A 21,664-nucleotide genomic window follows, 5' to 3' on the forward strand; every position below is an offset into this window, starting at 1 on the left:
ACAGTGCAGCTCAGCGCCCTGCGCCCGAACGCGGGGGTTGCACGGTTTTCTTCGGTGCGGCCCTTTCGGTGCCCGATTTCCCGGCCGGAATGGGAAAAGTTTGGCAAAGGCTTGATCGCATTGTGTGCCCAGTGCGGGCAAAGTCCTCGGATCGGGCTCCGAACGTCCTGTTCAAGATCGCGCTCGCGCCACTAGGGTCCCCGCGGGCCACCGGCGGTGTTGACCGACGGGGGAACCGACGCGCTTCCGCGCGGAGGGGGCGGCAGCGATGTGACGGTGGCCGGGGAGAACTGATGAAGAGTTGGCGCAGGAGCGCGAGAACCCGACCACTGCGCAGCCGGATCTCGCTGGTGGTGGCCGTCGCCCTGGTCGGCCAGGCGGTGCTCACGGCCGGTGCCCAGGCGGCGCCGTTGCTCGCCGCACCGGCCGCACCGGCCGCACCGGCACCCGGCCTCGGGCACCCGGTGAAGGTGACCGAGGTGCCGCGCCGGGCGGCCGAGCGCCTCACGTCGGCCGCGCCGTACGAGGCCACCGCGACCACGTTCCCGGCGAAGAGCAACGGGCGGGTGGCGCTGGGTACCTCGAAGGCCAGGGCGGCTTTCGGCGGTCCGGTGTGGGCCGAGGGCGTGGCGGACGGGGCGGCCGGCTACACCGGTCCCTCCTCGGTCGACGTCCAGGTCCTGGACCACCGGGCGGCCCTCGCGGCGGGCGTCAGCGGCCTGCTCGCCGAGGTCACCCCGGTCGGCGGCGGCCGCGGCAAGGCCAGGATCGGCGTCGACTACCAGGCGTTCGCACAGGCGTACGGCGGTGACTACGCGTCCCGCCTGCACCTGGTGGCGATGCCCGCGTGCGCGCTGACCACCCCCGAGGTCCCGGACTGCCGGGTGCAGACCCCGCTGGAGACGGACCGCGACCCCGCGGCCGGGGCGCTCTCGGCCGTGGTGCCGCTGAGCGCGGCCACCGGCGCCGCGCAGCCGCAGACCCCGGACGTCCGGCAGGCGTCGTTCACCGCTGCCGCTCCGGCCGCCGCGCCCGCGGCGTTCGCCGGCACGATGCTGATCGCGGCGACCTCCGGCGTCTCGTCCGGTGACGGCGGCGGCGACGGCGGCCAGTACGGTGCCACCTCGCTGAGCCCGTCCGGTAGTTGGGCTGCCGGTAGCGCGTCCGGTTCCTTCACCTACAGCTACCCGATCAGCCTGCCCCGGCGGCTTCGGAGCTCACCCCGAAGATCCAACTGTCGTACGACTCCGGCAGCGTGGACGGCAAGACCGCTTCCACTCAGGCGCAGTCCTCGTGGATCGGCGAGGGCTGGGCGATGGCGGACTCCTACGTCGAGCAGACCTTCGTCTCCTGCTCGGGCTCGCCCGAGGGCATCACGCAGCCGGCCGCCAAGTCGACCGGCGACACGTGCTACGACGGCCCGCTGCTGACCGTCTCGCTCAACGGCTCCTCGACGTCGCTGATCTGGGACGCCGGCAAGAGCACCTGGAAGACCTCCGACGACGCGGGCGCCGTGGTGACCCACGTGACCGGCAGCAACAACGGGTCGGGGACGTTCAACACCGGCTACTGGACGCTGACGGACCGTTCGGGGACGGTGTACAGCTTCGGGCGCAACCAGCTGCCCGGCTGGTCGTCGGGCAAAGCGGTGACGAACTCGGTGGACTCGGAGCCGGTGTACTCGGCGAACCCGGGCGACCCCTGCTACAACGCGACGTTCGCCAACGCGGTGTGCACGACGGCGTACCGCTGGCACCTGGACTACGTCAAGGACCTGCACGGCAACGCGATGTCGTACTGGTACAAGCAGGACACCAACTACTACGGGCGCAACAACGGTGCCACGATGACGCCGTACGTGCGCGACAGCCACCTCGACCGCATCGACTACGGCTTCACCGACGGCAGCGCCTACGGCACGGTCGCGGACAGGGTCTCCTTCACCACCGGGGACCGCTGCGTCACCGGGACCTGCCAGCCGCTGAACGCGGCGAACGCGGCGAACTGGCCGGACGTGCCCTTCGACCTCGTGTGCGCGCAGGGCGCCACCTGCACCACTACCTCGCCGGGCTTCTTCTCCACCGTCCGGCTGACCGGCATCGCCACCTCGCAGTGGAACGGCAGCGCCTACGCGCCGGTGGACACCTGGGCGCTGGCGCAGTCGATTCCGACGACGGGCACGTACAACACCTCGACGCTGTGGCTGGACTCGATCACCCACACCGGCAAGGACACCTCCGCGGGCGGGCCGGAGGTGCCGCTGCCGCCGGTGACGTTCCACGGCGCGATGATGGCCAACCGGGTCGACTACACCACCGGCAACGGCTCGGGGCTCGGCCCGCTGAACCGGTACCGGATCGACCGGATCACCACCGAGACCGGCAGCGCGATCGGCGTCGAGTACACGCTGCCCGACGCCTGCACCCCGGCCGGCATCCAGGGCCTGGACCCGGCGACCAACACCTCCTCGTGCTACCCCGTCAACTGGACGCCGAAGTTCATGACGGACCCGTACACGGACTGGTTCAACAAGTACGTGGTCAAGTCGGTCTCGCAGTCGGACCCGTCGGGCGGTTCGGCGGGCCTGTACACGGCGTACACCTACAAGGGCGGCGGCGCCTGGCACCACGACGACAACGAGGTCGTCAAGGCCAAGTACCGCACCTGGGGCCAGTGGCGCGGCTACGGCGACGTGCAGACCCGCACCGGCCAGGGCGCCGACCCGCTCACCCTCTCCGAGTCCTGGTTCTACCGGGGCATGGACGGCGACTGGCTCTCCCCGACCAGCACCCGCACCGTCAACCTGGCCGACTCCCAGGGCGGCACCCACCGCGACAGCGACCAACTCTCCGGCAGCCTGCTGGAGTCCGCGGCCTACACCTACGACGGCGGGCCGGTCGACCACTCCAGCATCAACTCCTACTGGGTCTCCGCCCCCACCGCCAGCCGCACCCGCACCGGACTGCCCCCGCTCACCGCCAACGCCACCGGCAAGGTCGAGACCTGGACCCGCCAGGCCGTCAGCGGCGGCTGGCGCACCACCGAGACCGACACCAGCTACGACACCGACGCGGCCTCGCCGACCTTCGGCCTGCCGCTGTACAACTACGACCACGGTGACCTCGCGCTGGCCGGCACCGCGAAGTCGCAGGAGAGCTGCGACCGCACCGCCTACGCCCCGGCCAACACCGCGCTCAACCTCAGCGGCCTGCCCGCCGAGAGCGAGACCGACGCCAAGCCCTGCGCCGGCGCCAACCCGGGCGGCGCCAGCGCCCCCACCGACGCCCAGCTCAACAAGCTGACCGCGCCGACCGGCCTCAACCGGGCCACCGACGTCGTCACGGCGACCCGCACCTTCTACGACAACCCGACGATGGCGGCCACCTGGCCGCAGCCCACCGCCCCCGCCTGGCCGCAGGCCGCCCCCACCAAGGGCGACCAGTCCGTGCTCCAGGTCGCCGACGGCTACAGCGGCGGCGCGTTCACCTACCGGACCAAGGGCAGCACGCTCACCGACAGCTTCGGCAAGCCGAGCAAGATCTACGACGGCGCCGGACACGCGACCACCACCGGCTACACCCGCACCTCCTACCTGACCACCACCGGGCTGACCGTCACCAACGCGCTCGGCCAGAGCCAGGTGACCACGCTCGACCCGATGCGCGGCCTGTCGCTCAGCACCACCGACATGAACGGCATCACCACCACCGCCAAGGCGGACGGCCTGGGCCGCACCATCGCGGTGTGGCGCGCCGGCCGGCCCACCAGCGCACCGGCCGACGAGCTGTACGACTACGCCTTCCCGGCGGTCGGCAGCAACGCGCCCCCGGTGGTCACCACCAAGGCGCTCAACGAGTCCTCCGGGTACTCGGTCTCCACCGTCCTGCTGGACTCGCTCCTGCGGACCCGGCAGACCCAGAACCAGGCGGTCACCACCGCCGCCGGCCGGATCGTCAGCGACACCTTCTACGACTCGCACGGCTGGGCCTACAAGACCAACTCCAACTACTGGGACAAGAGTTCCGACCCCAACGGCACCCTGGTGTCGGCCGCGGACAACGCCGTGGACCAGCAGACCCTGACGTCGTACGACGGCCTGGGCCGGCCCACCGTGGTCACGTCGCTCTACGAGCAGGCGGTCCGGAGCACCGGGTACTCCCAGTACCTCGGCGACCGCGTCATCAGCGTCCCGCCCACCGGCGGCACCGCCGGCGCGACGGTCACCGACGCACTGGACCACACCACCGAAGTCGACCAGTACACCACCGCGCCCACCGTCACCACCGCGGTCACCGGAGGCTTCACCACCGCCACCGTCACCGGCGGCACCACCAGCGCGACCAAGCACACCTACGACGCGCTCGGCCGCCCGTCCCAGGTCGTCGACGCCCTGGGCAACACCTGGACCACCCGCTACGACTTCCTCGGCCAGACCGTCTCCACCACCGACCCCGACTCCGGGTCCACCCCGGCCGGCTCGCCCATGCTGTACGACAAGGTCGGCAACCTCCTGCAGATCAGCGACTCCACGGGCAACACCGCGTCCTTCACCTACGACGCGCTCAACCGCCAGACGGCCCGCTACGACGTGCCGCTGAGCGCGCAGTCCGGCGCGACGCCGGTGGCCACCTGGGGCTACGACAACAGCAACAACGCCGTCCCGGGCATGGTCAACGCCAAGGGCCGGCTCACCACCGTCACCTCCAACACACCGGCCGGCGCGTTCGTCACCCAGGCCCAGGGCTTCACCGCCCGGGGCGCCTCGACGGGCGAGGACTACACCGTCCCCGGCAGCAACGACCTCGCCGGCAAGTACTCCTACCGGCACTCCTACAGCCCGACCGTCGGACTGCCCAAGTCCGACCTGATCCCCGCCGCCGGCGGTATGCCCCTGGAGGTGCTCACCACCGGGTACGCCGGCTACCGCGGACTCGACAAGCCCGCCACGCTCGGCGGCACCAACGGCTACACCCAGAGCACCGCCTACACCGCCCTGGGCCAGGTGGCCGCGACCACCGTCGGAGCGGCGGCCTCGCCGGCCGGCGTCAACTACGACTACGACCCGCACACCGGGGCGCTCGACCTCCGGCGGATCGGCAACACCTCCGTCTCGACCACGCCGTACGACGCCACCAGCTACACCTACGACCCGGCTGGCAACGTCACCGCGCAGAGCAGCGTCCGCAACGGCGCCGCGACCGAGACCCAGTGCTACACCTACGACCCGCTCGACCGCCTCAGCCAGGCCTGGACCACCGCGGGCGCCGCCGGCACCTGCGCCACCCGACCCACCGCGCAGAACGTCGCCACCACCGTCGGCGACGGCGTCAGCGGCGCCGCGTACTGGACCAGTTGGACCTTCGACGTGCTCGGCCAGCCCAAGAGCCAGGTCCAGCACGCGCTGAGCCCGGTCTCCGCCGACACCACCACCACCTACGCCTACGGCGGCAGCGCCACCGGCTGCGCGAACGCCGGCACCGGCGCCCACACCCTGGCGTCCACCAGCACCACCGGCAACACCACCGCCACCGGCGCCTACTGCTACAACTCCCTGGGCGCCACGACCTCCCGCCCCACCAGCGCCGGCCAGCAGAGCCTCACCTGGGACAAGCAGGGCAAGCTGCAGACCGCCACCACCAACGGCGCCACCAGCACCTACTACTACGGTGCCGGCGGCGACGTGATCGAACGGGTCGACCCCGGCACGATCACCGTCTTCCTGCCCGACCAGCAGATCACCCTGAACACCACGACCTCCGCCAAGGGCAACACCCGGACGTACAGCCTGCCGGGCGGCGGCCAGGCCGTGCTCACCAACACCGCGGTGAGCTTCCTGTTCGGCGACCAGCACAGCACCGGCGCCGTCAGCCTGGACGCCAACGGCAAGAACCCGGCCTGGAAGCAGTACACGCCCTACGGCGCGCCCCGCGGCTCCGCCCCCGGATCCTCGTGGCTCGACAAGAACGGCTTCCTCGGCGACCCGGTCAGCACCAACGCCGAACTGACGACCATCGGAGCCCGGCAGTACGACACCGCGCTCGGACGGTTCATCAGCCTCGACCCCGTCCTGGAGGGCGACCCGCAGCAGCAGAACGGCTACACCTACGCCGCGGACAACCCGGTCACCCACTCCGACCCCACCGGCCTGCGACTCGCCTGCGGCGGCGTGGGCAGCGACATCCCCTGCCCCACCGCGCAGCCCGGCGCCCCGGCGGAGTCCTGCGCGATCAGCGGCGCCTGCCAGCCCGCGAAGCCGAAGCCGCCGGCGAAGCCGGACCCGGTGGCGACCGAGATCATCAACAAGATCCCGAAGGACCGCCTCGACCAGTTCAGGAAAGACCTGCAGTTCTACATGGAGCGGGACCCGAAGGGCTGGAACGACCCGAACGGTCACACGTACGGCCCGCTGATGGTCCGCTTCCGGCACGCCCTGCTGGGTGACGTGACGCTCTCCGAACTCTGGGACGCGGCCAAGGGACAGGTCGCGTCGCTGGCGGTCTCCCTGATCGGCGCGGCCCTGTGCCCCGAGAGCGCCGGAGCGGGGTGCCTCGTGATGGTCGGCGCCGTCGCGGGGATGGCGGGACAGTGCACCGAGGACTGCACCGACGTCACCAAGATGGCCCTGAGTGCCGTGGTCGGCGGCGCCATGGCCTACGGTGCAGGAAAGATCGCCGGATTCGAGCCCAGCGGCTGCAGCTTCTCCGGCGACACCCTGGTGCTGATGGCCGACGGGTCGCTCAAACCCATCGCCGACATCAAGGACGGGGACGAGGTCGAGGCGGCCGATCCGGACACCGGCGAGGACGGCGGCGGACACCAGGTCACCGCGACCTGGCTGAACCACGACCAGGACCTGGTCGACCTCCAGGTCCAACTGGCCGACGGCTCCTCCGGGACGCTGCACACCACGTCGAACCACCCGTTCCGGGACGCCACCACCGGCACCTGGACCCCGGCCGGCGAACTGCCGGTGGGCGACACCCTCGTCACCCCCTCCGGAGACCGGATCCGGGTGACCGCCGTGACCCCGCTGCAGGGCGAAGCGGACATGCACAACCTCACCGTCGCCGACCTGCACACGTACTACGTGGTCGCGGGCGGCACGCCCGTCCTCGTCCACAACATCTGTCCTCCCACGAAGATCGTGCTCGGAGTCGACGGCGAGTCCCTGGAGGCGCTGGCGGACCCGATGAACGCAGAGCCCGGCCAGATATGGTTCCACCAATTCTCCGACGGTTTCGGCGGGGCCGGAGAACTCGGTGACTACACTGACTTCTTCAATCATTTCAGGGCCTCCCTGGAACCGAGCAGCACCACGAAGCTGGTGTTCGACCTCACCGATGTCGACGGAGGAACCGCAGGCGCCAGGGCGTGGGCCGAGACCGTGAGCGCAAGCGACCTCGCGAGCAACCCGTCGCACGACTTCACGGCGTGGGAGTTGGCGCAGATCATGAAATCGCCGAAGTCGGTCCGGGACCGCGTCGAGTGGCACGGCGGATCCGATCCGTTCGCCGACCTGCCCTAGTCCCGCGGAGCGCTGATGAACAACCACGGAATGATCCGCGGGATCGTCAAGAATCCCGCAGCCCCGGCCGACGTGCTGCTGCGGCTGCTCTCCGAGGAGGCGTCGGACGTCTGGCAGACCCTGGCCTGGCGCTCGCTGCCCGACCGGGTCGTCGACGCGATCGTGACCTCGCCGCACGTGACGCTGCGGGCGGCGTTCGCGGAGAACAAGGACGCCTCCGGTGACCGCCGGGCGCGGCTGGTGAACGACCCCGACCCGACGGTGCGGGCCGCGGTGGCGACCGGGCCGCAGTGGTTCAGGAGCCCGGTGGACCCGTTGCCGGAGTGGGCCCAGCGGGCCCTGCTCCGGGACGGGGACGCCCAGGTGCGCTCGCGCGCGGAGGAGAGCCTGCTGCCCTCCCCGGCGCTGGCCGAGCTGGCGTCGGACGCCGACCCGCGGCGGCGGCGTGCCGCGTGCCGGGCCTGGGAGCACCTGGATCCCGAGCGTCGCGGGCTGCTGCTGGCGGACGCCGAACCCTCCGTGCGGGCCGAGGCCGCGAAGCGGGCGAGCGGCCACGACGCCGACGCCACCGAGCGGTACCTGCTGCTCACGGACGACGTTCCGGTCCGGCGGGCTCAGGTGCTGGCGAGGGCCGCACTGCACCCGGCGACGGCGCGGCGGCTGGCCGAGACCGGTGACGTGCACGAGCGCGCCGCCGTCGCGGGCAATCCGGCGGTCGCGCTGGACACGGCGCGGCTCCTCGCCGACGACCCGGAGCACGCCGTCCGCCTGCAGTTCGCCGCCCGCCCGGACCTGACGGAGGCCCAGCGGGCGGAGATCGACTACCGGGTGTCGGAGTCCGACCGGCTCGGGGCGGTGCCCTGGGTCCTCGACGCGACCGATGCCGAGGTGCTGCGGCGGTGCGCGACGTCCGCGAACACGCTGCTCCGTCGCAGCGCCGCCTGCAACGGGCAGTTGCCCCGGGACGTGGTGGACCTCCTCGGCCGCGACGACGACCTCCCGGTGCGCATCCTGCTCTGCGAGAACCAGCCCACCGTCGACGGCGAGGTCGTCCTCGACGTCTTCTGCCGTTGGACCAGCCCGCTGAAAGGCATGCTCCTGGACCATCCGAGCTTTCCGCGGGCCGGGCTCGCCCGGCGGTTCGGGGACGACCCCGAGCCGGCGCGACGGCACCTCGCCACCCACGACCCCGGGGCGCCGGCCGAACTGCTGCTGCGGCTCAGCCACGATCCCGACGTGCGGTTCCGACGCGCCCTCGCCTCGCACCCGGACCTGCCGTACGGGCGGGTGACGGAACTGCTGGGGGACGGGGACGCGCAGACGTCGATCCGGGCGGCCGCCAATCCGGCACTGCCGCCACCGCTCATGCACCGGCTGCTCGATTCGGCGGGGATCCCCCGGCGGGCCGGATGATCTCCGGCAGGCCGGTCTCCGGTCGGTCGGTCTCCGGCAGGTGACACGAGGCCGGCGTGCCACTGAGTGCCCCGGCCCGTCCGGCTGTTCCGTGCGGTGAAGTGAAGCCCCGTCAGGCGAGTCTTGCGTCCTGGCGGGGCTTTCGCCGTGTCCGTGCGGGGGCGGGTCAGTCCGGCTGTTCGGCGGGTCGGTCCTGCTGGCGGGACCAGGCGGTGGCGTCGGCCCCGTAGCGGACCAGGAGGCGGGCGAACTGGACCCGCTCCTCCGGCGTCCAGGCGGCGGTGATCTGCTGGAAGGCCCGGCGCTGCTCGGCGGCGAAGCGGTTGCGTTCGGCCTCGCCGTGGTCGGTGAGTTCGAGCACGGTGCGGCGCCCGTCGGCCTGGGAGGCGGCCCGGCGCAGCAGTCCTTCGGCCAGGCAGGCCGCGACCGTGCGGCTGGCCACCGGCTGGGCGACGCCCATCTCGGCGGCCAGGCCGCCGACGGTCATCTCGCCCGGCGCGTCGGCGACCACGTTGAGGACGAGGTTGCGGGAGAGGTCCTTGCGCGAGGCCGGGGCGCGCCGTCGCAGCCGGGACAGGGCCGGGCCGATCTGGTCCAGGGCCGGATCGTCGGCGGGCTGCTCGGGGGAGGGCGCGCTGCTCATGGGGCCGATTCTAGGGCCGCCCCGGGAATTTGCATAACATTGGGTATGTACATAGCATCCGGTATGTAAATCTCGGACGAGCAAGGAAACGAGGCGGATCGCCATGGCACTCACCGCGATCACCGGCGCGCAGGTCTTCGACGGCGAGAAGGCGCTGGGCGTGCGGACCGTGGTCGTCGACGGCGGGCGGATCGCCCGGGTCGGCGGCGACGTCCCCGCGGGCAGCGAGGTCGTCGACGGCAGCGGCGCCACCCTGCTGCCCGGGCTCATCGACGCCCACGTCCACTCCGCCCCGGGTTCGCTGGCGCTCGCCCTGCGGTTCGGGGTGACCACCGAACTGGAGATGCAGGGGATGAACACCCGGGAGAACCGGGCGGCCGTCACCGACGACGACACCCTCGCCGACGTGCGCTCCTCCGGCTTCGCCATCACGCCGCCCGGCGGCCACCCCAGCGAGCTGATGCCCGAGGGCTTCCGGCCGAAGTGGGACCTCCCGCCGGTGATGCCGCTGATGCCGTTCTCCACCACCCCCGAGGAGGCGGCCGCCTACGTGCCCCAACTCCTGGCCCGAGGCTCCGACTTCATCAAGTTCATGATCGACGACGGCAGCGTGGAGGGACACCCCGGGCTGCCCGTGCTCGACCGGGCCACCGTGGCCGCCGGCGTGGCCGAGGCCAAGAAGTACGGCGCCCTCACCGTGGCCCACGCGCTGACCCTGGACGCCACCAGGACGGCGGCCGAAGCCGGCGTCGACGGCGTCACCCACGTGTTCATGGACCAGCCGCACACGGACGAGGTCATCGCCCTGATCAAGGACGCGGGCATGTTCGTCATCCCCTGCCTCACCCTCGGCGCCTCGATGACCGGACGCACCGGCAGCGAACTCGCCGACGACCCCCGGGTCGCCGCCCGCCTCGACAGCGCCTGGGACCGCACCCTGCGCTCCAGCTACAACCGCTACCCGCAGGGCCGGCTCGACGACCTGTACGCCACCGTGCGCGCCCTGGACGCCGCCGGGGTGGACGTGCTGGCCGGCACCGACGTCTCCATGCCCGAGACGTTCTTCGGCGGCCTCGCCCACGGCGCCAGCCTGCACCACGAACTCCAGTACCTGGTGACGGCCGGCCTCACCCCCGAACGGGCCCTGCGCGCGGCCACGGCGACCACCGCCCGCCGCTTCCGCCTCAGCGACCGTGGCCGCATCGCCGAGGGCCTGCGCGCCGACCTTCTGCTGGTCGACGGCGACCCGACCACCGACATCGGCGACACCCTCAACACCCGCGCCGTCTGGCGCCGCGGCACCCGCCTGGCGGCCTGAACCGCGCCCCTGCCGGCGGGCCCCGGTGCCCGCCGGCAGGGGCCGGCGCCCGCCCGGTCCGGAGCCGTCGGCAGGCCGGTCGGGGTCTGTCGCGGGGGCGTCCGCGCCGTTCGTCGCACCATGTCCCGGACGCCCGCGTTCCCGTCCCCGCAGGCGTCCCCCGCCCCTGGGCCGCACCACCTGGAGGAACCAGTGCCGTCCCCGCAACCGCCCACCCCGGAGGAGAAGTTCGCCGACGCGAAGAAGCTGCTGGGCCTCCCGCGCATCGTCGTGATCTGCGGCTCCACCCGCTTTATGGCCGAGATGGCCGAGGCCGACCTGCGGGAGACCGCAGCCGGGAAGATCGTCGTCAAGCCAGGCTGCGACCTGAAGTCGCCGCACGGACTGTGGGCCGACCCCGCCGAGGCCGAAGCGCTGAAGAGCCGGCTCGACGAACTGCACCGGGCGAAGATCCGGCTCGCCGACGAGGTGCTCGTGGTCGGCGACTACATCGGAGACAGCACCCGGGCCGAGATCGCCTACGCCCGGGCGCTGGGCAGGCCCGTGCGGTTCACGCACCCCGAAGTCGACCCCGGCGCCTGACCGCGGCGCCCCGGGCCGGGGTCCCGGACGTGGCGTCCGGCCCGGCGGCGACGGCGGCGGCCCAGCGGCGGCGGCCCTCGCCGATGTGCTGCACCAGGTCGAACAGCGTCCACCCGGGGCAGGTCGGCACGGGCAGGTCGAGGCTGGGCGCGGCGGCGATCGCGGCGCGGAAGGCGGCTGCGCGTTCGTCGATCAGCCGCAGCAGATCGGGAAACTCCGGAGTCCTGTGCACGGCGGCAGTTCCTACCATCCTGACCCGTTCGCCGGACAGCGCTTTCCCCGGCCGCTGCGCTGGGCGACCCCGCCCCGCGCCCCGCCCCCCGGAGCTGCCATCATGGCGCGGTGAGCACCGCCGTGGCCTTCTTCCTCGCTCCTGACGACCGCACCGCCGCCGGCGCGCACCGGGGCGGCCCGCAGGGCCGGTTCGCCGCGGTGACGGGCCGTCACTTCGACGCGGAGGACGCGGTCGACGAGTGGGACGCCTACTTCGTGGGGCCGTCCTCGGAGCAGCTCTTCTGGCAGCGGACCGACTGGATCGTGCCCGTGACCCACGACGGCAGCGGCACGTTCGCCCTCCCGCCCCGGCTGACCCGGGCGCTGGCCGACGCCGGCGCCGAGGAACTGGAGGACCTCGCCGACCGCTGGAGCGAGAGGCTCCGCCACGAGGACGGCGAGGACATGACCGACGACGACCTCCTCGCCGTCCTGCAGGCGGTCGCCGGACTCGCCACGAGAACCGGCCCGGCCGGGGGCAGCCTCTACTGCTGGTTCGCCTGAGCCCTCCAGCAGCCGGCCACGGCCTCGGCCCTGTCCGGCCGATCTCGCCGGGCGTCCACCGCCGCGCGCCGATCCGACAAGATCGACCGGGCAGGGCCTAGCGGCGGGCGCCGGTCTCGGCGGGGCGGGGCGGGGCGGCGGTGGAGCCGCGGGGGGTGAGTTGGGGGGCCTGGTCCTCGTAGCCGTCGGCGGGGCGGCCGGCGATCAGGTCGAGGAGGGTGCGGGCGGCGTGGGCGCCGTAGGCGTGGATGTCGCGGGTGAGGGCGGTGAGCGGGGGGCGGACGACCTGGGCGAGGGGCGAGTCGTCCCAGGCGACCAGGGAGAGGTCCCGGGGGACGGAGAGGCCGAGTTCCTGGGCGACGGACAGGCCCGCGACGGCGGTGATGTCGTTGTCGTAGAGGATCGCGGTGGGGCGGGCGGGGGAGAGCAGCAGGCGGCGGGTGGCGCGGGCGCCCTCCTCGCCGGTGTAGTCGGTGTGGACGGTGGGCAGCGCGTCGAGGCCGAGGTCGGTGCAGGCGGCGGTGAACGCCTCGTCGCGGATGGCGGTGTGGACCAGGCCGGTGAGGCCGGCGACCCGGCCGACCCGGCGGTGGCCGAGGGCGGCGAGGTACTCCATGGTCTCGCGGACGGCGGCGGCGTCGTCGGACCAGACGGGGGTGAGCCGGCCGGAGCCGGAGGGGTGGCCGATGACGACGGTGGGCAGGCCCATCTCCTCCAGGGCGGGCACCCGGGCGTCGTCGCGGCGCAGGTCGACCAGGATCGCGCCGTCGATGTGCCGCTCGCCCCACCAGCGGCGGTACGCCTCCAGGCCGCGCTCGTGGTCGGAGACGACCTGGAGGGCGAGCGAGTAGGAGGCGTCGGAGAGCACCTTCTCGATGCCGCCGATGAGTTCCATGAAGAACGGTTCGGTGCCGAGCATCCGGGCGGGTCGGCAGAGCGCGAGGCCGACGGCGGCGGCCTTGGCGCCGCTGAGGGCGCGGGCGGCGCTGTTGCGGACGAAGCCGAGCTCCTCGGCGACGGCGGCGATCTTGGCGCGGGTGGCGTCCGAGACGCCGGGTTGACCGTTCAAGGCGTTGGAGACGGAGACCTTGGACACGCCCACGATCTTGGCGATGTCGGCGATGGTCGGCCGCTTCGCCGGCGGGCTCTGCTGCTGGGACACCTGCTCCACGGGACCTTTCCGGACTGCTCGTCGACCGTCCGCCGACCGTGCTCGTACCGGGCGGGGACCTGTTGTGCCCTCTCAAGCTACTACGCGCACCCCGCTCCGCTGTAGCCCGGCGCCCCCGCTGAGGGACGGTTCGCAACAAACGGTTAACTGGCCGTTGACAACGATGTCGAGCCGCCAATACGGTCTTCACGCCTTAATCGGTTAACCGACCGATCGGGCAGGCCGCTGGACGCCTGCCCCGCGCAACAGGAGCACTCCCCGCAAGACCCGGTGCGGACGGCACGCCCCAACGAACGTCGCCGTCCGCACCGCAGGCCCCGCGTCGCCGCGGTCGGGACACCCCGGCGGCCGGGGCGCCTCCCCCATCCCCTCCCACCCCCCACATGCCTGGGACGAAAGGGATCCGCGTGAACCGCAGAATCCAGCACCACCGCCCCCGCACCGCCTCCGCCAAGCGCTACGCGCCGATGGCGTTCCTGCTGGCCGCGTCCGTCGCCGCGGCCGGCCTCACCCTCGGCCGGGCCGACACCGCGCAGGCGGCCGGCGCGGACTCGTTCGCCACCCGCTGCGGCGTGCACTTCTGCCTGGACGGCAAGGAGTACTACTTCGCGGGCACCAACACCTACGACCTGTTCACCTACGGCTCGGCCTCCGGGGACACCGAGACGCAGTTCATGGACAAGGCCCGGATCGACGCCCAGTTCGCCAACCTGCAGGCCGACAAGGTCGACGTGGTGCGGCTGTGGATGTTCAACCACGAGAGCTGGCACGGCTTCGAGAAGTCCAAGGGCGTCTACGACGAGCAGGAGTTCGCCCAGTTCGACTACATCGTCCAGTCCGCCAAGGCCCACGGCATCCGCCTCGTCCCGGTGTTCGAGAACTACTGGGAGGCGTACGGCGGCATCGACACCCGCCTCCAGTGGGAGGGCCTCTCCGGCGGCCAGCCCGGCCGGGCCGCGTTCTTCGACAAGACCCGCTGCCCCGGCTGCTTCACCTCCTACAAGAACTACGTCTCGTACGCGCTCAACCGGGTCAACCACTACAGCGGCGTCAAGTACAAGGACGACCCGACCATCTTCGCCTGGGACCTGATGAACGAGCCCCGGTACGAGGGCCAGAGCGCCGCCGAGAACGTCGACGGGACGACGCTGCGGGCCTGGGTGGACGAGATGGGCGCGTTCGTGAAGGGCATCGACTCCAAGCACCTGTTGGGCGTCGGCCTGGAGGGCCACGGCACGAACTACGGCTTCGGCGGGGACGAGGGCAACCCCTTCGTCCACGTGCAGCAGTCGCCGTACATCGACTACACCTCCGCGCACCCGTACCCGACCGAGTCCTGGGCGAACCTGAACCTCGACCAGACCAAGGCGCTGATCCGCTCCTGGATCACCGACTCGCACGACAAGGTCGGAAAGCCGTTCTTCATGGGCGAGTTCAACGTCCACAACGTCGACCGCTCGGCCTGGTGGAGCCAGATCTACCCCGACTTCGAGGCGGCGGGCGGCGACGGCAGCGCGTTCTGGTGGTACGAGGACCACAACGTGGACGGCAAGTTCGGCGTGATGGCCGGCGCGCCCGAACTGTCGGTGTTCCGGGCCCACTCGGACCGGATGCGCGCCAAGTCCGGCCTGACCGGCGGGACTTCCAGCCCGACGCCGAGCGCTTCGGCTTCGGCGAGCGCGTCGGCGAGCGCCTCGGCGTCGGCGTCGGCGTCCGCGTCGCCCTCGCCGTCCGCTTCGGCCACCACCCCCGCGCCGAACGGGAGTTGCGCGGTGCACTACGGGCTGTCGGACTGGGGCAGCACCTTCAACGGCGACGTGACGGTCAAGAACACCGGCAGCACGCCGGTCGACGGCTGGAAGGTGGCGTTCGCCTTCCCCGGTGACCAGCGGGTCACCAACATGTGGAACGCGGTGCCGGTGCAGACCGGCAAGCAGGTGGTGGCGAGCAACCCGTCCGGCTACAACACCGTGATCCCGGCCGGCGGCACCGTCAACTTCGGCTTCAGCGGCACCTCCACCACCGGCACCAACGGCGTCCCGGCCGTCTTCACGCTCAACGGACAGACCTGCGGCAGCTACTGACGGTCCGTCAGTCCACGAGCGCCGGCCCGCGGCCGCCCGCCCCACCCGGCAGGCCGCGGGCCGGTCCCCACCCGTGCACCGCGAGAGAGGAACCCCCACGATGAAGCGCACCCTGTCCGCCGCCGCGACCGCGGCCGGCCTGCTGGCCGGCGCCCTGTTCGGCCTCGCCCCGGCCGCCCACGCCGACACCGCCCCCAACGGCTACCCGTACTGCGCCAACGGCTCCGCCACCGACCCGGACGGGGACGGCTGGGGCTGGGAGGGCGGCAAGTCCTGCGTGGTGCGCGGCTCGAAGGCCGACCCGGCGGCGAGCACCTCCGGCACCGCGTCCAACGGCTACCCGTACTGCGCCAACGGCTCCGCCACCGACCCGGACGGGGACGGCTGGGGCTGGGAGGGCGGCAAGTCCTGCGTGGTGCGCGGCTCGAAGGCCGACCCCGGGGCCGGCAGCAGCAGTGGCGGCGGTGGCAGCAGCACCGCCTGCCCGTCCGGGACGACCTGCGGGTCGTACAGCGTCGGCGGGCTGGGCGGCCGCAAGGGGCAGGTGCGGGCGGCCGGGGCCACCAGCCTGGACCTGGCGGTGGCGATGCTGGAGACCGACCACATGGACACCGCGTACCCGTACGGCGACAACAAGAGCGGCGACGCGGCCAACTTCGGCATCTTCAAGCAGAACTGGATGATGCTGCGGGCCGGCTGCGACCGGTTCGCCGGGCAGTCGCAGAGCCAGTACGACAACGGCGCGGTGCTCAACTCCGACCTCGCGCAGGACGTCAACTGCCTGCACCAGAGCCAGAACCACTACGGCCTGAACACCTGGTTCGCGGGCCACCGCAACGGCTCCTCCGGGCTGGCGAACCCGAACACCGCGGACATCGCCAACTACCGGGCCGCCGTGTACTGGATCAAGGCCCAGCTGGACGCCGACTCCGCCAACCTCGGCAACGACACCCGGTTCTGGGTGCAGGTGCCGGCCATCTGACCCGCGCGGTAACCGCGGGGAGCACGAGCAAGAGGAAGCGATGCGCAGAGGATGGGCCGCCGCGGGTTCGGCGACCGCCCTGGCCCTGGCCCTGAGCGGCTGCACCGACGGTGGGCCCGCCCCCCTCGCGGGGGTGGTGTCCACCGCCGACCGGTCGAAGGTGTCGGGGACGATCACGGTGCTGACCAACCGGGTCGACCAGGTGAACAGCGGGCTGATGAAGAAGTACGCGGCCGAGTTCAACGAGCTCTACCCGAAGGTGAAGGTGGAGTTCGAGGGCCTGGTCGACTACGAGGGCGAGGCAGGGGAACGGCTGGCCAAGGGCGACTACGGGGACGTGCTGCTGATCCCGGACGGCCTGCCGGCCGGCCAGTACCCCGCCTACTTCAGCTCGTTGGGGAACTCCCGCGAGCTGTCGGACACCTTCGACTACATCGACTACGGCACCGTCGACGAGCACGTGTACGGCATCGCCAACATCGGGATCGCCTCCGGGCTGGTCTACAACAAGGCGGTGTGGGCGAAGGCCGGGATCACCGAGTGGCCCACCACGCCGGACCGGTTCGTCGAGGACCTGAAGGCGATCCGGGAGCGGACCCAGGCCGTCCCGTACTACACGAACTACCACGACGGCTGGCCGCTGCGGCAGTGGTCGGACGCGATCGGGGTGCCGACCTGCGACAACACCGCGCGCGACAAGCTGGCGGGGACCGCGGCGCCGTGGACGCCCGGCAAGGACCTGTACGAGATCGACAGCCTGCTGTACCGGGCGGTGCACGAGAAGCTCACCGAGTCCGAGCCGCAGACCACCGACTGGGAGACCTCCAAGACGCTGCTGGGCACCGGCCGGGTGGCGACCATGGAGCTGGGCTCCTGGGCGGTCGCGCAGATGCAGGAGGCCGCCCGGGCGGCCGGGGGCGACCCGGCGGACATCGGGTTCATGCCGCTGCCGGTGCAGCGCGACGGGCACTTCTGCACCGTGGTGCAGCCGGACTACAAGTACGCGGTCAACGTGCACTCCGCGCACCAGGAGGCCGCCCGGGCCTGGCTGGAGTGGTACATCACCCGCTCCGGCAGCGCGGCCGCCGACGAGTCGATCTCCTCGGTGCGCGGGGCGAGGCTGCCCGCCTCGCTCCAGCCGCTGGACGACCGGGCGGTGCGGATGATCCCGCAGACCCGGGAGCAGCTGGCGAAGGTCGACGCGATCGACAAGGCCGCGGGCATCGGCCTGGACGCGCCCGACTACCGGCGCAAGCTGGTGGACCTGGCGTCGGGGGCCGCCCCCGGCGACCTGGAGGGCTACTTCGCGGACCTGAACCGGCGCTGGGGGAAGGCGCAGAAGGCCGTGGGCTGAAGCCCGGCCGCTCGGGCCTCCGCGACGAGCAGACCTCCGCGACGGGCCGGCCTCGGTGACGAGCCGGCCTCCGCGATGAGCCGGCCTCCTTGGTGAACCGGTAAAGCTGCCGCCCTGTCGGGCCCGTCCGGGGCTGGTGGGGCGGCAGTGGCGTTCCGGCTTTCCGGCCTGTTGGTGAGCGAGTTGACGATCACTGAAACCCATCAAGGCATTCACATAACCGGTTTATAGACAGGGCCGCTCCGGCAGGTTACGGTTCTGCTCGCGCCGCAAACCCGACCACCGGTCCGGCCGAACCACTGAGGAGCCGCACAGATGAAGGACACCACCCCGCTCGACCAGGGCTGGAGCCTGCACCACGACGGGGACCGGCTGCCCGCCGCCGTCCCGGGCTGCGTCCACACCGACCTGCTGGCCGCCGGGCTGATCCCCGACCCGTTCCTGGGCACCAACGAGCCGGAGGTGGCCTGGATCGGCCGCCGGGACTGGACCTACACCCTCGACCTGCCCGCCCACGGCAGCCGGCACGAGCGCACCGACCTGGTCTTCGACGGCCTCGACACCGCCGCCGCCATCACCCTCGGCGGCACCCTGCTCGGCTCCACCCGCAACATGCACCGCCGCTACCGGTTCGACGCCACCGGCCTGGCCGGCGAGCTGAAGGTGGAGTTCACCAGCGCCTACACCGAGGCCGAGCGGGTCCGCGCCCTGGTCGGCGACCGGCCCAACGTCTACCCCGAGCCGTTCCAGTACATCCGCAAGATGGCCAGCAGCTTCGGCTGGGACTGGGGCCCGACCCTGCCCGGCGCGGGCATCTGGAAGCCCGCCCGACTGGAGCACTGGTCCACCGCCCGGCTCGCCGAGGTCCGCCCGCTGGTCACCGTCGACGGCGGCACCGGCCGGGTCGAGCTGCACGTCACCGTCGAGCGCACCGCGAGCGGCGCCGGCCGTCCGCTCACCGTCCGCGCCGCGGTGGCCGGCGCCGAGGCCGAGGCCGTCCTCGACGGCGACACCGGCGTGCTCACCCTGGAGGCCGCCGACGTCGCCCTCTGGTGGCCCCGCGGCTACGGCGAACAGCCCCGCTACGACCTCGTCCTCACCCTCGCCGACACCACCGGACCGCTCGACACCTGGCAGCGCCGGATCGGCTTCCGAACCGTCGAACTGCGCACCGCCCCCGACGCCACCGGCACCCCCTTCACCCTCGCCGTCAACGGCGAGGCGCTGTTCGTCCGCGGCGCCAACTGGATCCCCGACGACACCCTGATCACCCGGGTCACCCCCGCCCGCTACCGCCACCGCCTCCAGCAGGCCGCCGACGCCAACATCGACCTGATCCGGGTCTGGGGCGGCGGCATCTACGAGCAGGAGGCGTTCTACGAGGCCTGCGACGAACTCGGCCTGCTGGTCTGGCAGGACTTCCTGTTCGCCTGCTCCGCCTACCCCGAGGAGCAGCCGCTGCGCGGCGAGGTCGAGGCCGAGGCCCGCGACAACGTGGTGCGCCTGATGCCGCACCCCTCGCTGGTGCTGTGGAACGGCAACAACGAGAACCTCTGGGGCTTCCGCGACTGGGGCTGGGAGGAGGAGCTGAAGGGCGGCTCCGCGGGCGGCGACTCCTGGGGCGAGGGCTACTACCTCGGCCTGCTGCCCCGGATCGTCGCCGAACTCGACCCCACCCGCCCCTACTCGGCCGGCAGCCCCTGGTCCGGCAGCTGGGACCACCACCCCAACGACACCGACCACGGCACCCACCACTCCTGGGAGGTGTGGAACCGGCAGGACTTCGCCGAGTACCGCGCCAGCGTCCCGCGCTTCGTCTCCGAGTTCGGCTGGCAGGCCCCGCCCGCGTACGCCACCCTGCGCCGCGCCCTGCCCAACGAGGAACTCGCCGCCGACTCGCCCGGCATGCTGCACCACCAGAAGGCCGAGGACGGCAACGGCAAGCTCAACCGCGGCGTCGAACGGCACTTCGAACTTCCCACCGGCGCAGGCGACTTCGACCGCTGGCACTACCTCACCCAGCTGATCCAGGCCCGCGCCATCGCCACCGGCATCGAGCACTGGCGCTCGCACTGGCCGCACTGCGCCGGCACCGTCGTCTGGCAGATCAACGACTGCTGGCCGGTCTCCTCCTGGGCCGCGATCGACGGCGACGGCCGGCTCAAGCCGCTGCACCACGAACTGCGCCGCCTGTACGCCGACCGGCTGCTCACCCTGCAGCCCGCCGACCGCGACGGCGCCCCCCGGATCGCCCTGGTCAACCAGTCCGCCGAGCCCTGGACCACGACGCTGCGCCTGCGCCGCCTGGACGCCGACGGCAACGTGCTCGCCGAGACCGCCGCCGAGCTCACCGCCGACGCCCGGGCCGTCCACCGGCTGCCGGTGCCCGCCGAACTGCTGCCCGCCGACGGCTCCGGCAAGGAGTACCTGGTCGCCGACGCCGACGGCCTGCGCGCCGTGCACTTCCCCGTCCCCGACAAGGCGTTCGGCTACCCGCAGCCGGAGTACGAACTGGCCGTCGAGGAGGCCGCCGACGGCGCCTTCGACGTGGTCGTCACCGCCCGCACCCTGGTCCGCGACCTGCTGCTGCAGGCCGACCGGATCGACCCGGCCGCCGCCGCCGACCGCGGCCTGATCACCCTGCTGCCCGGCGAGCGCACCACCATCCGGGTGCACGGCGCCACCGCCGTGCCCACCGCCGGACAGGTCCGGGAGGCCGTTTTCTGCGTCGAACCGTCCTGAACCACCTTGCGCGTCAAGTGAGTTGAGAGCCGGTACCACGGGCCGGTCCTGTCTGCGGACGGGACCGGCCCGCGGTGCGACCGGGCCCGGACTGTGTCATGAATGGTCGAGGCGACGCCGTCCCGCCCGCTCCGGGCCGCACGAGCACGCCAGCCCTTCCCCTCCCGCCGGGTCGGCCCCAGCGCGGCCGCCCGGCCACCGGATCGGAGCCACCCATGCCCCACTGCACCACCCGCGACGGCGTCGAGATCTTCTACAAGGACTGGGGGAGCGGCCGCCCGGTCGTCTTCATCCACGGCTGGCCGCTGAACGGCGACGCCTGGCAGGACCAGCTGAAGGCCGTCGCCGACGCGGGCTTCCGCGGCATCGCCCACGACCGGCGCGGCCACGGCCGCTCCACCCCCGTGTGGGACGGCTACGACTTCGACACCTTCGCCGACGACCTCAACGACCTGCTCACCAGCCTCGACCTGCGCGACGTCACGCTGGTGGCGCACTCGATGGGCGGCGGCGAGCTGGCCCGCTACATCGGTCGGCACGGCACCTCCCGGATCAAGTCGGCCGTGCTGCTCTCCGCCATCCCGCCGCTGATGCTGCAGGGCCCGGACAACCCGGAGGGCGTCCCGCAGGAGGTCTTCGACGGCATCAAGGCGGGCATCCTCAAGGAGCGCTCGCAGTTCTGGAAGGAGTCCTCGGTCGGGTTCTTCTCCGCGGACCGCCCCGGCAGCAAGGTCACCGAGGGCAACAAGGACGCCTTCTGGTACATGGCGATGGCCGAGACCATCGAGGGCGGCGTGGCCTGCGTCGACGCCTTCGCGCACACCGACTTTCACGCGGACCTGAAGAAGTTCGACGTCCCGCTGCTGGTCGTCCACGGCGACGACGACCGGATCGTCCCGATCGACGCCACCGGCCGCAAGACCGCCGCCCTGGTGCCCGGCGCGGTGCTCAAGGTCTACGAGGGCGGCTCGCACGGCATCGCGATGGTGCCCGGGGACAAGGAGAAGTTCAACCAGGACCTGATCGAGTTCCTCAAGTCCTGACGGGCCGTCAACGGGGGGGCTGGGTACCGG

General features: G+C 72.3%; 14 protein-coding genes. 11 read left to right on the forward strand and 3 right to left on the reverse strand.

Annotated elements, in window-relative coordinates:
- Positions 1-293: 293 nt before the first annotated feature.
- The 3 genes from EDD39_RS41085 (at position 294) to EDD39_RS19875 (ending at position 8,938) form a co-directional block, all read left to right on the forward strand.
- Positions 294-1,430: a hypothetical protein gene (locus tag EDD39_RS41085; protein WP_244256824.1), complete on the forward strand. Its 1,137-nt coding sequence runs from the start codon at positions 294-296 to the stop codon at positions 1,428-1,430.
- 3,455 nt (positions 1,431-4,885) lie between these two features.
- Positions 4,886-7,525 carry a polymorphic toxin-type HINT domain-containing protein gene (locus EDD39_RS42120; RefSeq protein ID WP_425269754.1) on the forward strand — a complete coding sequence of 880 codons (2,640 nt, stop codon included), beginning with the start codon at positions 4,886-4,888 and terminating at the stop codon, positions 7,523-7,525.
- Between the two features lie 15 nt (positions 7,526-7,540).
- Positions 7,541-8,938, forward strand: coding sequence for a hypothetical protein (locus EDD39_RS19875; protein WP_244256825.1), 1,398 nt, complete (start codon positions 7,541-7,543; stop codon positions 8,936-8,938).
- Between the two features lie 166 nt (positions 8,939-9,104).
- On the opposite strand, the gene EDD39_RS19880 is transcribed toward EDD39_RS19875, so the two are convergent.
- A complete protein-coding gene (locus EDD39_RS19880; RefSeq protein WP_123557858.1) occupies positions 9,105-9,581 on the reverse strand; it encodes a MarR family winged helix-turn-helix transcriptional regulator in 477 nt (158 codons plus the stop codon).
- 103 nt (positions 9,582-9,684) lie between these two features.
- Between EDD39_RS19880 and EDD39_RS19885 the strand changes: the two genes are divergently transcribed.
- A complete protein-coding gene (locus EDD39_RS19885; RefSeq protein WP_123557860.1) occupies positions 9,685-10,899 on the forward strand; it encodes an amidohydrolase family protein in 1,215 nt (404 codons plus the stop codon).
- Positions 10,900-11,091: 192 nt separating this feature from the next.
- A complete protein-coding gene (locus EDD39_RS19890; RefSeq protein ID WP_123819253.1) occupies positions 11,092-11,481 on the forward strand; it encodes a hypothetical protein in 390 nt (129 codons plus the stop codon).
- On the opposite strand, the gene EDD39_RS19895 is transcribed toward EDD39_RS19890, so the two are convergent.
- Entirely contained in the window at positions 11,450-11,713 is a 264-nt protein-coding gene (locus tag EDD39_RS19895) for a maleylpyruvate isomerase N-terminal domain-containing protein (protein ID WP_425269706.1), read from the reverse strand. The two genes, EDD39_RS19890 and EDD39_RS19895, sit on opposite strands and share 32 nt — an antisense overlap.
- A 110-nt stretch (positions 11,714-11,823) precedes the next feature.
- On the opposite strand from EDD39_RS19895, the gene EDD39_RS19900 reads away from it, so the two are divergent.
- A complete protein-coding gene (locus tag EDD39_RS19900) occupies positions 11,824-12,258 on the forward strand; it encodes a hypothetical protein (RefSeq protein WP_123557864.1) in 435 nt (144 codons plus the stop codon).
- Between the two features lie 97 nt (positions 12,259-12,355).
- Here EDD39_RS19900 and EDD39_RS19905 read toward each other — a convergent pair whose 3' ends face one another.
- Positions 12,356-13,429, reverse strand: a complete 1,074-nt coding sequence (locus EDD39_RS19905; protein WP_244256826.1) for a LacI family DNA-binding transcriptional regulator — start codon at positions 13,427-13,429, stop codon at positions 12,356-12,358.
- 407 nt (positions 13,430-13,836) lie between these two features.
- Here EDD39_RS19905 and EDD39_RS19910 point away from each other — a divergent pair, with 407 nt between their 5' ends.
- From EDD39_RS19910 to EDD39_RS19930, 5 genes are all read left to right on the forward strand, one after another.
- Positions 13,837-15,513, forward strand: a complete 1,677-nt coding sequence (locus tag EDD39_RS19910; protein ID WP_162870064.1) for a cellulose binding domain-containing protein — start codon at positions 13,837-13,839, stop codon at positions 15,511-15,513.
- A gap of 100 nt (positions 15,514-15,613) precedes the next feature.
- A complete protein-coding gene (locus EDD39_RS19915; RefSeq protein WP_123557869.1) occupies positions 15,614-16,495 on the forward strand; it encodes a carbohydrate-binding domain-containing protein in 882 nt (293 codons plus the stop codon).
- Positions 16,496-16,535: 40 nt separating this feature from the next.
- A complete protein-coding gene (locus tag EDD39_RS19920) occupies positions 16,536-17,849 on the forward strand; it encodes an ABC transporter substrate-binding protein (RefSeq protein ID WP_123557871.1) in 1,314 nt (437 codons plus the stop codon).
- A gap of 315 nt (positions 17,850-18,164) precedes the next feature.
- Positions 18,165-20,591: a glycoside hydrolase family 2 protein gene (locus tag EDD39_RS19925; RefSeq protein ID WP_123557873.1), complete on the forward strand. Its 2,427-nt coding sequence runs from the start codon at positions 18,165-18,167 to the stop codon at positions 20,589-20,591.
- 215 nt (positions 20,592-20,806) lie between these two features.
- Positions 20,807-21,634, forward strand: a complete 828-nt coding sequence (locus EDD39_RS19930; RefSeq protein WP_123557875.1) for an alpha/beta fold hydrolase — start codon at positions 20,807-20,809, stop codon at positions 21,632-21,634.
- Positions 21,635-21,664 lie beyond the last annotated feature (30 nt).

The sequence above is a fragment of the Kitasatospora cineracea genome (assembly GCF_003751605.1).
Classification (GTDB): domain Bacteria; phylum Actinomycetota; class Actinomycetes; order Streptomycetales; family Streptomycetaceae; genus Kitasatospora; species Kitasatospora cineracea.